Genomic DNA, 11,034 nt, shown 5'->3' on the forward strand with positions numbered 1-11,034 from the left:
ATTCTACATCGCGCCACCTCTGATATCCTTCGAAAAGGACGAAAAATTGGCGTTAGAACCGCGGCGGACGCGGAGCGCCACCTGCACCGCCGGCGGCGCCAGCAGCGACCGGGCGCGGCGTCATCGGCAGCAGGCCTTCGCGCTGGGCGCGCTTGCGGGCCAGCTTGCGGGCGCGGCGGACGGCTTCAGCCTTTTCACGGGCGCGCTTCTCGGACGGCTTTTCGTAGTGACCGCGCATCTTCATTTCGCGGAAAATGCCTTCGCGCTGCATCTTCTTCTTGAGAGCGCGAAGCGCCTGATCAACGTTATTGTCGCGGACGAGTACCTGCACGGGCAATCCTGTCTTTCGGGTTTGATATCAACAGGCAAGCGGCCATAGCCACTAGCCTCCGCGGCGGTTTACACCACGAATTGGGGCGGCTGATAGCAGAATCATGCCGCGCTGTCCACAGCGGAAATGATTTTGCGGGGCCAGCCGCCGTCTGTTTGCCCTGGGACAAGTGTGCCACTTGCCCATGAGATAAGGAGCCGACTAGGCCGTCGCGAGGTGCAGCAGCTCGAAATCCTCGAAGAACTCGCCGTAGTCGCAGGTGATCTCCTCGCCCACGGCGATGTCGCGGGTCGCGGTGGCTCCGCCATATTGCGAAAAATCCGTATTCGGATTGCTGGAATGGTTCATGAAGCGGCCATTGTCGACTTCATAGACCATGAAACCCGGCCGGTCCGGGCTCGGATAGGCATAGCGGTCGAGCAGTTCCCTGAGATGCGGGGGTGCCGTCTCGTATTTGTCCATGGGGATCAGCCGGTCGAAATCCGGATCGAGCTGCCAGATCGAAGCGCCTTTCCCGATCGGCTCCGCGGCGAACACGCCGACGCCTTCGATCGCGCTCGCAGTCACATAGGTTCTGATCAGCATCATGGTTCCAGACCCGCTTTTAGACAGGAACGGAATCGCCAAATCGCGGCGAAAAATCAAGAGCGGCCGTTTGCCTGGCGGCTATGAACATGCATCCCGCCGCTGGAATCTTCACGTCCGGTTGATCGACAAGGGCCTTTGCATAGGCTTCGTCCCTGACATCGCCGGCAAGCGCGATGGCCGCGCCATCATTGTCTTCTATCTCGGCGACAAGCGCATCGAGCTCGGCCTGGCGGCGGGCGGCGACGATGACCTTGGCGCCTTCCTCGGCAAAGATTTTTGCCGAGGCCCGGCCGATGCCGGAACTGGCGCCGGTGACGATGGCGATCTTGTTGGCGAGTGCGAACATTTTTGCATCCTTTTCTTCGCGTCGGCTTTAGCGGCGATCCGAGATGCTTGGTCGCAGATGGGGCAAGCACGAGCCACCCGATACCTGCCAATGTGTGGAAGCGCCGGATGCGTCTTTTCCGCCACGGCGCAAAACGGCAAGCGCCGTCGCAAACAGCGCAAGGGTGGAAGCGCTGTTTCGCTAGTGATACACCTCGCGCGCCGGGACCGAATGAACGCCGGCCGCCATTCGCGAAGCCTTTTTGGGGCGAGGTTGGGACGTTGAAGAAATATTCGGTATTCGCCATCGCCCGTGAAGCCATGCGCGGTCACAAGGGCTGGGAGGAACAGTGGTCCTCGCCTGAGCCCAGGAAAGAATACGACGTCATCATCGTCGGCGCCGGCGGCCATGGGCTGGCCACCGCCTATTACCTCGCCACCGTGCACGGCATCACCAATGTCGCGGTGCTGGAAAAGGGCTGGCTCGGCGGCGGCAACACCGGCCGCAACACCACCATCATCCGTTCCAACTATCTCTATGACGAGAGCGCCGGCATCTACGACCATGCGCTGAAGCTGTGGGATGGCTTGAGCCAGGAACTCAACTACAACGTCATGTATTCGGCGCGCGGCGTCATGATGCTCGCCCACAATGTGCACGACGTCCAGGTGCTGAAGCGCCACGTGCACGCCAACCGGCTGAACGGCATCGACAATGAATGGCTGACGCCGGAGCAGGCGAAGGAATTCTGCCCACCGCTCAACACCTCCAAGGATGCGCGCTATCCGGTGGTCGGTGCGTCGCTGCAGCGGCGCGGCGGCACGGCCCGTCATGATGCCGTTGCCTGGGGCTATGCGCGCGGCGCCTCGGCGCGCGGCGTCCACATCATCCAGAATTGCGAGGTCACCGGGGTCAAGCGGGCGGCCAATGGCGCGGTGATGGGGGTCGACACGACGCGCGGCTTCATCGGCGCCAAGAAGGTCGGCGTCGTTGCCGCCGGCCATTCCTCCGTCATCATGAACATGGCAGGCGTGCGCATGCCGCTGGAAAGTTATCCGCTGCAGGCGCTGGTGTCGGAACCGGTCAAGCCGGTGGTGCCCTGCGTGGTGATGTCGAACACGGTGCACGCCTATATCTCGCAGTCCGACAAGGGCGAGCTGGTGATCGGCGCCGGCACCGACCAGTATGTCTCCTATTCGCAGACCGGCGGCTTGCACATATTGCAGCATACGCTCGACGCCATCTGCGAGATGTTCCCGATCTTCACGCGCATGAAGATGCTGCGCTCGTGGGGCGGCATTGTCGACGTCACGCCCGACCGCTCGCCGATCCTGGCCAAGACGCCGGTGCCGGGCCTCTATGTCAATTGCGGTTGGGGCACGGGCGGCTTCAAGGCGACGCCGGGTTCGGGCCATGTCTTTGCCCACACCATCGCCAAAGACGATCCGCATCCGATCAACGCGCCCTTCACCATCGAACGCTTCCGCACCGGACGGCTCATCGACGAGGCGGCGGCGGCGGCGGTGGCGCACTGATGATGGCTGAGATGGCTGTCGCGATGCCGCTGATGCTGGCGGGGGAGCAAGTGCTGGCGGGAGAACGGGGCATGTTCCATTTTCCCTCGCCGGATGAAGTGCGCACGCAGCCGATCAGCCGTGCCGGCAACGAAGCCGGCTGGCCGTTTTCGGTCGATGACGGCACGTTGGCCTGCGTCTGGAGCGGCGGCCAGAGGGTGGTGATGTTCTTCGAGGGACGACCCGAAGGGCTCGAAGAAGACGAGACATTCCAGCCGCGTCAAGTCATCGTCACAACCGATCCGATGCAGCTCACCCTCGGCAACATGGCGTCCCGCGATCTGTTTCGTCCCGCTGCAAGCGTGGAAGAGCGCATCCGGCTCGTCGCACCGTTCGCGACCCTGGGACAGAAGCTTTGCGATCAACCGGCGGGCGCCCGCGTCGGCCACGGCGAATTGTAGGAACGAACCAAATGCTTCTCATCCGCTGCCCCTATTGCGAGGAAGAGCGTCCGGAACTCGAGTTCCGCAACGCCGGCGAGGCCCACATCGCGCGCTCGGCCAATATGGCCGGCGAGAGCGACGACGATTTTGAAAAGTTCTTCTTCATCCGCTCCAACCCCAAGGGCATCATTTATGAGCGCTGGCGGCACATGCATGGCTGTGCGCGCTTCTTCAATGCCGTACGCGACACCGTCACCGACAAATTCGTCATGACCTACAAGGCCGGCGAGCCGAAGCCGTCGAAGCTGCCGGGAGTTGCCAAATGAGCGGCGCGTTCCGCATTCCCGGCGCTGGCCGCTTCAGCCAAGCCAAGACCGCGCGGTTCAGCTTCGATGGCCGGTCCTATGCCGGCATCGAGGGCGACACGCTGGCCTCGGCGCTGCTCGCCAATGGCGTCCATCTCGTCGGCCGTTCGTTCAAGTACCACCGTCCGCGCGGCATCCTGTCGGCGGGCGCCGAGGAGCCGAACGCCCTGGTCGAAATCAAGCGCGACGCGGCACGCAAGACGCCGAACGTGCGGGCGACCGTGCAGGAGCTCTATGACGGGCTTGATGGGCAGTCGCAGAACCGCTGGCCGTCACTGTCCTTCGACCTCGGTGCGGTCAGCGATATCGCCTCGCCGCTGCTTTCGGCCGGCTTCTACTACAAGACCTTCATGTGGCCGAAAGCGGCGTGGAAGAGGCTCTACGAGCCAAAGATCCGCGCCGCAGCCGGTCTTGGCGTTTCCCCGGACCAGCCGGATCCCGACCATTATTCATCGCGCTATGCGCATTGCGACGTGCTGGTGCTGGGCGGCGGTGCGGCAGGCATCGCGGCAGCGCTTGCGGCGGCTGAGACCGGCGTGCGCGTCATCCTCGCCGACGAGCAGGCCGAGTTCGGCGGCAGCCTGCGTTTCGAGAGCGGCGCGAAAATCGACGGCCAGGACGGTTTTGCCTGGGCGCAAGCTGCCGTGGCGAAGCTCGCCGCAATGGACAATGTCCGCGTGCTGTCGCGAACGACGGCGTTCGGCTACTATGCGCAGAATTTTGTGGGGCTGGTCGAGCGTGTCAGCGAGCATCTGAGGACCCCCGGCCACGATCTGGCGCGCGAGCGGCTGTGGCAGGTCCGGGCCAAGCGCGTGGTGCTGGCCTCGGGCGCGATCGAGCGTCACATGGTGTTTGCCGACAATGACCGGCCGGGCATCATGCTGGCGGGTGCCGCGCGCACCTATCTCAACCACTATGGCGTCGCGGTCGGCAGGAATGTCGGCGTCTACACCGCCAATGATTCTGCTTACGCGGCGGCGATCGACCTGAAGAAGGCCGGCGTCAACGTGGCGGCGATCGTCGATCTGCGCGAAAATCCGACCGGACCGGTGATCGACGAGGCGAGGGCGCTCGGCATCGAGATCAATTTCGGCCGCGCGGTGCTCCGCGCTGGCGGTAAGCTCAGGGTGTCGTCGATGACCGTGCAGCCGAAGAATGGCGGCGGCGAACGCACCATCGCGGTCGATGCGATCCTGATGTCGGCCGGCTGGACGCCGTCGGTGCATCTGTTCTCGCAGTCGCGCGGCAAGGTCGCCTTCAACGACGAGACCAAGCGCTTCGTGCCGGGCACCTATGCGCAGGACTGCGTCTCGGTGGGCGCCTGCAACGGCACCGACGGGCTGTCGGCGACGGTGGACGAGGCCTATGCGGCGGGTGCCAAGGCGGCCAAGGATGCTGGTGCCAAAACTGCCAAGGGCAACAAGCCGAAAGTCGATGCGTCGGAGAGCTGGTCGCGCGGTATGTTGGGCGCGGCGCCCGGCGCCGGGCCGGACACGACGGTGAAGGCGTTTGTCGATTTCCAGAACGACGTCACCGCCAAGGATATCCGCCAGGCGGTGCACGAAGGCATGCGCTCGATCGAGCACGTCAAGCGCTTCACCACCAACGGCATGGCGACCGACCAGGGCAAGACCTCCAACATGCACGGCCTGGCGATTGCCGCCGAGACGCTGGGAAAGCCGATCCCGGAGGTCGGCCTGACCACGTTCCGTGCGCCCTATACGCCGGTCACCTTCGGCGCGATCGTCAGCCATGCGCGCGGTCCGCTGTTCGACCCGACGCGCAGAACCGCGATCCATCCCTGGGCCGAGGCGCAAGGTGCCGTGTTCGAGGATGTCGGCCAGTGGAAGCGCGCCTGGTATTTCCCCAAGGCGGGCGAGGACATGCATGCCGCGGTCGACCGCGAATGCGTCGCGGTGCGCAAGACGGCGGGCCTATTCGATGCCTCTACGCTGGGCAAGATCGAGGTGGTTGGGCCGGATGCGGCCAAGTTCATGGAACTGCTCTACACCAACCCATGGGAGAAGCTGGAACCCGGCCGCTGCCGCTACGGCATCATGCTGCGCGAGGACGGCTTCATCTATGACGACGGCGTCGTCGGCAGGCTGGCCCCCGACCGTTTCCACGTGACGACGACGACCGGCGGCGCGCCGCGCGTCATGAACCACATGGAGGATTATCTCCAGACCGAGTTCCCGCATCTCAATGTCTGGCTGACCTCGATCACCGAGCAGTGGGCTGTTATCGCCGTGCAGGGGCCCAAGTCGCGCGACATCATCGCGCCACTGGTCGAAGGCATCGACATGTCCGACGAGGCGCTGCCGCATATGTCGGTGCGTGAAGGCAAGATCTGCGGCGTGCCGACGCGGTTGTTTCGCATGTCGTTCACCGGCGAGCGCGGCTTCGAGGTCAATGTGCCGGCCGACTATGGCCAGGCGGTCTGGGAAGCCCTGTGGGCCGAGGGCCAGAAGCATGGTGCGGCCGCCTACGGCACCGAGGCGATGCACGTGCTGCGCGCCGAAAAAGGCTACATCATCGTCGGCCAGGACACGGATGGCACGGTAACGCCGAACGACGCCGGGCTCGACTGGGCGGTCGGCAAGAAGAAGACCGACTTCGTCGGTATCCGCGGCCTGACGCGGCCGGATCTGGTCGCCAAGGGCCGCAAGCAGCTGGTCGGCCTCAAGACCAGGGATCCCAAAGTGGTGCTGGAAGAAGGCGCGCAGATCGTCGAGGATCCGAAGCAGGCGATCCCGATGAAGATGATCGGTCATGTCAGCTCGAGCTATTGGTCGGAAAATTGCGGCCGCTCGATCGCATTGGCGCTGGTCGCCGGCGGCCGCGACCGGATGGGCGAGACCCTCTATGTGCCGATGCCGAATGGGGTGATCGAAGTGGAGGTTACCGGCATGGTATTCTTCGACGAGACGGGAGGGCGCCTCAATGGCTAAGGCCGCTGCAAGGAAGACGGCTCCGGCCGCATCGCCTTCGGTCGAACGCCGTCCGGCGCTGGCTGGGCGCAGCACCACTGCCGCCGCCGTCAAGGTCGAGGTGCTGCCGTCGGCCGAGCGCGTTTCACTGCGTGCGCCGGAGGCTTCGGCCGCAGCGCTTTCGAAGGCGCTCGGCGTGACCTTGCCGAACAAGCCGAAAACCTCTGCCGCGAAGGGCGGGCGCACCGTCTTGTGGCTCGGTCCCGACGAATGGCTTGTGATCGATGAGGCCGGCAACGATCCGCTCGCCGATTGCGCCAAAGTATCCGCGCTGCATTCGGCGGTCGGCGTCTCGCATCGCAACATCGCGATATCGGTGACGGGCACTGGGGCAGCGGCGACGATCAATGCTGGCTGCCCGCAGGACCTGTCGCTCGACGCCTTCCCGGTGGGCGCAGCGTCGCGCACCATCTTGGGCAAGACCGAGATCGTGCTGCTGCGCACAGCCGCCGATGCCTTCCGGGTCGAATGCTGGCGTTCCTTCTCGGACTATGTCTTTACTTTCCTGTCCGAGGGATCGCGCGACGCGGCGGTCTGAACTCGGAACGTTTTGCAGGGCACGCTCGTTCTGCATCCGCACGCCGAGGGAGAATGCCGATGCCGTCGAATTCCCCACCGAAGTCGCCGGTCAGAAAGACATCGGCCGTCCGCTCGCTCGAACATGAGCGGCATGAAGCCCCGAGCGCCGAAGAGGAACTCGAGGAAGGCCTCGAAGACACGTTCCCGGCCAGTGATCCGATATCCATTACCGGAACCGCTATCCCCGGCGCACCGGCGAAACCGGGCAAGGCCAAGACCGTGCCGGGGCGCAAGAAGCGCAAGACGTAGTATTCCATCGGGCCAGGCGGCATCGGCACCTTCTCAATCCCTTTTGACATGCTATTTAAAGCGCTTTGGGAGATAAAAATGCCGACAAAAGCGATCGTTTGGGGCGAGAATGTCCACGAGCAGACCAATGAAGCCGTGCGCGACCTCTATCCCTTGGGCATGCATGGCACCATCGCCGCCGCCCTCAACCAGGACAAGGGCATCAAGGCGACCACCGCAACCTTGCAGGAGCCCGAGCACGGCCTGAGCGAAAAGCGCCTGGCGGCCGCCGACGTGCTTTTGTGGTGGGGCCACGCGGCGCATGGCGAGGTCAAGGACGAGATCGTCGAGCGGGTGCAGAAGCGGGTGTGGGAAGGGATGGGCTTGATCGTGCTTCATTCCGGCCACTACTCGAAGATATTCAAGCGGCTGATGGGCACGCCCTGTTCGCTGAAATGGCGCGAGGCGGGCGAGCGCGAGCGCGTCTGGGCGATCAACCGCGGCCACCCGATCGCGCAAGGCATCGGCGAGTGCCTGGAGATCGGCGAGACCGAAATGTATGGCGAGCCGTTCGCGGTGCCGGAGCCGCTGGAGACGGTGTTCGTCTCCTGGTACGAGGGCGGCGAGGTGTTCCGGTCCGGGCTGACCTACCAGCGCGGCGCGGGACGGATCTTCTACTTCTCGCCCGGCCACGAGACCTATCCGATCTATCACAATGAGGGCGTGCAGCAGGTGCTGCGCAACGCCGTGCACTGGGCGCACAACCCGGCGCCGGCATGGTCCGGCATCACCAATGCGCCGAACGTGCCGACGGATGCGGCCAAGGAGAAGATCGTGCAGAAGGGGCTGCGCCTGCATGCCGACGGCGACAAGGGCCTGAGTTGATTCGGGCCTGAGCTGATTGGGGTGTGAGGTGGCTGGGGGCCTGAACTGATGCATCGAATTCTTCTGCTCGGCACCGGCGGTATCGCCGGGCATCATGTCGAGGAGTTTGCCGGGATCCCGGGCTGCAGCATCGTCGCTTGCGTCGACCAGGTGCCTGGCCGCGCGGCGGCGTTTGCCGCCGTCAGCAAGATCGGCGAATCTTTCGAGAGCCTGGAGGCGGCGATCGCCTGGGGTCAGTTCGATGCCGCCATCAACGCGACGCCGGATGGTGCGCATCTGGCAACGACGCTGGCGCTGCTTGCCCAGGGAAAGCATGTGTTTTGCGAAAAGCCGCTGGCGCCGAACCACGCCGACGCGCTTGATATGACCGAAGCGGCCGAGGCTGCAGGGGTGGTCAACATGGTCAACCTGACCTATCGCAACTCACCGGCGATCCATGAAGCGCGGCGCATGGTGCGGCCGGCGAGATCGGCGTGTTGCGCCATGTCGAGGCAAGCTACCGGCAAAGCTGGCTGGTCAGCCAGTCGTGGGGCGACTGGCGGGTCGAGGACAAATGGCTCTGGCGCTTGTCGAGCCGGCACGGTTCGACCGGTGTGCTGGGCGATGTCGGCATCCATATCCTGGACTTCGCCACCTATGGCGCCGGCCAGGATATCGTCAGCCTGCATGCCGATCTGGTGACGTTTCCGAAGGCCGAGGGCGAGCGCATCGGCGACTATGTGCTGGACGCCAATGACAGCGTGGCAATGACGGCGCGGCTCAGTTCCGGTGCGCTCGCTACGATCGTGGCGAGCCGCTACATGACCGGCCACGCCAACGATCTGTCGCTGGCCCTGCACGGCACCAAGGGCGCCATCAGGGTCGAAACCGACGGCAAGGCATCGAACCTGTCGGCCTGTCTCGGCGGCGATGTCGATCTTCAGCGCTGGCAGATCTTGGCGCTGCCCAGTGTCAATCGCAATGCGCGACGCTTTGCCGATGCGCTGGATACAGGCCGGAATGGCGATCCGTCGTTCCGGCGTGCCGCGGACATGCAAAAGCTGATCGACGCGGCCTTCGAGAGTTCAGCGGCGAAGCTGCCGGTTTCGGTCGGCTGAAGCTGGCCGGCTTGTGCCGGCCAGACGCGATCTTTGCTGATGTCAAAATGCGCTTGGTACAATCCACGGATTGATGCTGATGCCGAGCCGCGGGCCCTTGCCTTCAGCGGTATTTTGCGTGGCACCCTTCTTCTCGACCGAACCGGTCGAAGCGCAATCGAGCTTCACGTTGGTCCTGGTGTCAACGCAGGCCGCCACCGGCGCATGCTTGACGGGATGGGTGGTGTTGGCGGCGAAGGCCGAGCCCGAAAGTGCCAGCACGGCGGCGAGGGTGAGGAGTGTCTTTTTCATTATCAGTCTCCGGTTTCCGGGTCGAATTCAATTCGTACCGACGGGTGAATTTCTCTCGTACATGTACGATGCGCTGTACATATACGCCCGTCGATCGCGAAGTTCAAGGAAAACCGTACGCGTACAATAAATTTTTTGTTAACCAAGAACCCCCAGGTCTGGAGGGGAATACACAAAACAAGGAAACGGCGTTCAGCAGTTGACCGGTGTCTCGGTCAGAGGCGGGACGTTTTGCGTGCTGAGCGTGGCGAGCGTGAAATCGCACATCCGCTTCACGAAGGCCTGCGGATCGCCGAAGGGGTAGAACGGAAAGGTGATGAGCAGCGAGATCGTGCCGTGGCCGACCGCCCACAGCATGGTGGCGATGGCGCGCGGATCGCCCTGCAATTTGCCGGCGGCGACGCAGGCCTCGACCCTGCTGATCAGCACCTTCATAGCAGGGTTGCTCTCCTCCATTTCATTGTAGCCTTCCGGCAGCTTGGTCTTTTCGGTCATGAACACGGTGCGGTATTCGTTGGGATTGCCGAGTCCGAAAGCGGCATATTCGGTCATCACCGCCTGCAAGGCCTCGATTGGATCATCGGATGGATGCTCCTCGATGCGGCGGGCCAGCGTCTCGAACGCATCCTCGGCCAGAGCGAACAGGATGTCCTGCTTGTCGGCGAAGTAGGAATAGACAGACATCGGGGCGTAGCCGACCCGTTTGGCCAGCTTGCGGATGGTCAGGCCCTCATAGCCTTCTTCCTGGACGAGCTTGTGCGCGGCCTCGACCAGTTCGGAGCGCAGTTCGGCCTTTTGTTTCTCGCGGCGTGTCTGGACGCTCTGCGGCAAGATCTGGTGCCTTTGGTTGGTTGGTGGCTGGCTAAATTATATACGCTGTACGGAAACGGACAAGGGCACGGGAAATTCCCAGGCGGTATGCTTCGGATCGTGCCGACGCTTGTCGAGGTTGCGGCACCCGTGATCAGCACCTTTGCTCCGTCAAAGCGGCCCATCACGCTTCCTTGTCGATCAGCTTCGCGGCAAGACGCGAAAGCAGCTTTACCGCCTCGCCATAGGTCCGGGCCTTTTCCGGATTGGAGGCGTTGCCGTCCAGCGCCCGCTTATAGACGCCCTGGCAAATCGCGGCCAGCCGGAAGAAGGAAAAGGCGAGATAGAACGTCCAGTTGCCGATACCGGTGAGCCCGCGCCGCCGGCAGTAGGCGGCGACGTAGTCCTCCTCGGAGGGCAGGCCGAGTGCGGAACGGTCGACACCGCCCAGGCCGCGAAAGCCGGAAGCGTGCGGCAGCCGCCATTGCATGCATTGATAGGCGATATCGGCGAAGGGGTGGCCTGATGTCGACAATTCCCAGTCGAGCACCGCCAGCACCTTCGGCCGGTCCGGCGCGAAGATCAGAT

General features: G+C 63.8%; 11 protein-coding genes and 3 pseudogenes. 8 read left to right on the forward strand and 6 right to left on the reverse strand.

Annotation, left to right across the window (positions count from 1 at the left end):
* Positions 1 to 52: 52 nt before the first annotated feature.
* The 3 genes and pseudogenes from rpsU to EOD15_RS19040 form a co-directional block, all read right to left on the reverse strand.
* Positions 53 to 331 carry a 30S ribosomal protein S21 gene (gene rpsU, locus EOD15_RS19030; RefSeq protein ID WP_023810129.1) on the reverse strand — a complete coding sequence of 93 codons (279 nt, stop codon included), beginning with the start codon at positions 329 to 331 and terminating at the stop codon, positions 53 to 55.
* 201 nt (positions 332 to 532) lie between these two features.
* Complete coding sequence (locus EOD15_RS19035; protein WP_127321971.1) at positions 533 to 919, reverse strand: SET domain-containing protein-lysine N-methyltransferase; 387 nt, start codon at positions 917 to 919, stop codon at positions 533 to 535.
* Between the two features lie 76 nt (positions 920 to 995).
* Positions 996 to 1,265 (reverse strand): annotated as a pseudogene (locus tag EOD15_RS19040) (SDR family NAD(P)-dependent oxidoreductase); the annotation flags it as partial.
* A gap of 260 nt (positions 1,266 to 1,525) precedes the next feature.
* Here EOD15_RS19040 and EOD15_RS19045 point away from each other — a divergent pair.
* The 8 genes and pseudogenes from EOD15_RS19045 (at position 1,526) to EOD15_RS19080 (ending at position 9,345) form a co-directional block, all read left to right on the forward strand.
* Positions 1,526 to 2,779, forward strand: a complete 1,254-nt coding sequence (locus tag EOD15_RS19045; RefSeq protein WP_127321970.1) for a sarcosine oxidase subunit beta — start codon at positions 1,526 to 1,528, stop codon at positions 2,777 to 2,779.
* Positions 2,779 to 3,219 (forward strand): hypothetical protein, encoded by a 441-nt coding sequence (locus tag EOD15_RS19050; protein ID WP_127270055.1) that lies wholly within the window; start codon positions 2,779 to 2,781, stop codon positions 3,217 to 3,219. The genes EOD15_RS19045 and EOD15_RS19050 overlap by 1 nt, the downstream gene beginning before the upstream one ends.
* Before the next feature lie 11 nt (positions 3,220 to 3,230).
* A complete protein-coding gene (locus EOD15_RS19055; RefSeq protein WP_023770558.1) occupies positions 3,231 to 3,527 on the forward strand; it encodes a sarcosine oxidase subunit delta in 297 nt (98 codons plus the stop codon).
* Complete coding sequence (locus EOD15_RS19060; protein ID WP_127329429.1) at positions 3,524 to 6,517, forward strand: sarcosine oxidase subunit alpha; 2,994 nt, start codon at positions 3,524 to 3,526, stop codon at positions 6,515 to 6,517. Before EOD15_RS19055 ends, EOD15_RS19060 begins: the two co-directional genes overlap by 4 nt.
* On the forward strand, positions 6,510 to 7,094 hold the full coding sequence (locus tag EOD15_RS19065; protein WP_127329427.1) for a sarcosine oxidase subunit gamma: 585 nt from the start codon (positions 6,510 to 6,512) through the stop codon (positions 7,092 to 7,094). The genes EOD15_RS19060 and EOD15_RS19065 overlap by 8 nt, the downstream gene beginning before the upstream one ends.
* 59 nt (positions 7,095 to 7,153) lie before the next feature.
* Complete coding sequence (locus EOD15_RS19070; RefSeq protein ID WP_127320541.1) at positions 7,154 to 7,384, forward strand: hypothetical protein; 231 nt, start codon at positions 7,154 to 7,156, stop codon at positions 7,382 to 7,384.
* A gap of 78 nt (positions 7,385 to 7,462) precedes the next feature.
* Positions 7,463 to 8,248 (forward strand): ThuA domain-containing protein, encoded by a 786-nt coding sequence (locus EOD15_RS19075; protein WP_127320542.1) that lies wholly within the window; start codon positions 7,463 to 7,465, stop codon positions 8,246 to 8,248.
* Between the two features lie 48 nt (positions 8,249 to 8,296).
* A pseudogene (locus EOD15_RS19080) lies at positions 8,297 to 9,345 on the forward strand (Gfo/Idh/MocA family oxidoreductase).
* Positions 9,346 to 9,387: 42 nt separating this feature from the next.
* Here the strand turns inward: EOD15_RS19080 and EOD15_RS19085 are convergent.
* The 3 genes and pseudogenes from EOD15_RS19085 to EOD15_RS19100 all read right to left on the reverse strand — a co-directional run.
* Complete coding sequence (locus EOD15_RS19085; protein ID WP_127268964.1) at positions 9,388 to 9,636, reverse strand: DUF680 domain-containing protein; 249 nt, start codon at positions 9,634 to 9,636, stop codon at positions 9,388 to 9,390.
* Positions 9,637 to 9,828: 192 nt separating this feature from the next.
* Entirely contained in the window at positions 9,829 to 10,467 is a 639-nt protein-coding gene (locus EOD15_RS19090) for a TetR/AcrR family transcriptional regulator (RefSeq protein WP_127268963.1), read from the reverse strand.
* A 163-nt stretch (positions 10,468 to 10,630) separates the two neighbouring features.
* Positions 10,631 to 11,034, reverse strand: a pseudogene (locus EOD15_RS19100) (phosphotransferase); the annotation flags it as partial.

Source organism: Mesorhizobium sp. M7A.T.Ca.US.000.02.2.1, assembly GCF_003996995.1.
Classification (GTDB): domain Bacteria; phylum Pseudomonadota; class Alphaproteobacteria; order Rhizobiales; family Rhizobiaceae; genus Mesorhizobium.

Bases quoted from the DNA above. Each gene is read 5' to 3' on its own strand.
- EOD15_RS19035 (WP_127321971.1), bottom strand. From the start codon at position 919: ATGATGCTGATCAGAACCTATGTGACTGCGAGCGCGATCGAAGGCGTC.
- EOD15_RS19050 (WP_127270055.1), top strand. From the start codon at position 2,779: ATGATGGCTGAGATGGCTGTCGCGATGCCGCTGATGCTGGCGGGGGAG.
- EOD15_RS19055 (WP_023770558.1), top strand. From the start codon at position 3,231: ATGCTTCTCATCCGCTGCCCCTATTGCGAGGAAGAGCGTCCGGAACTC.
- EOD15_RS19060 (WP_127329429.1), top strand. From the start codon at position 3,524: ATGAGCGGCGCGTTCCGCATTCCCGGCGCTGGCCGCTTCAGCCAAGCC.
- EOD15_RS19065 (WP_127329427.1), top strand. From the start codon at position 6,510: ATGGCTAAGGCCGCTGCAAGGAAGACGGCTCCGGCCGCATCGCCTTCG.
- EOD15_RS19070 (WP_127320541.1), top strand. From the start codon at position 7,154: ATGCCGTCGAATTCCCCACCGAAGTCGCCGGTCAGAAAGACATCGGCC.
- EOD15_RS19075 (WP_127320542.1), top strand. From the start codon at position 7,463: ATGCCGACAAAAGCGATCGTTTGGGGCGAGAATGTCCACGAGCAGACC.
- EOD15_RS19085 (WP_127268964.1), bottom strand. From the start codon at position 9,636: ATGAAAAAGACACTCCTCACCCTCGCCGCCGTGCTGGCACTTTCGGGC.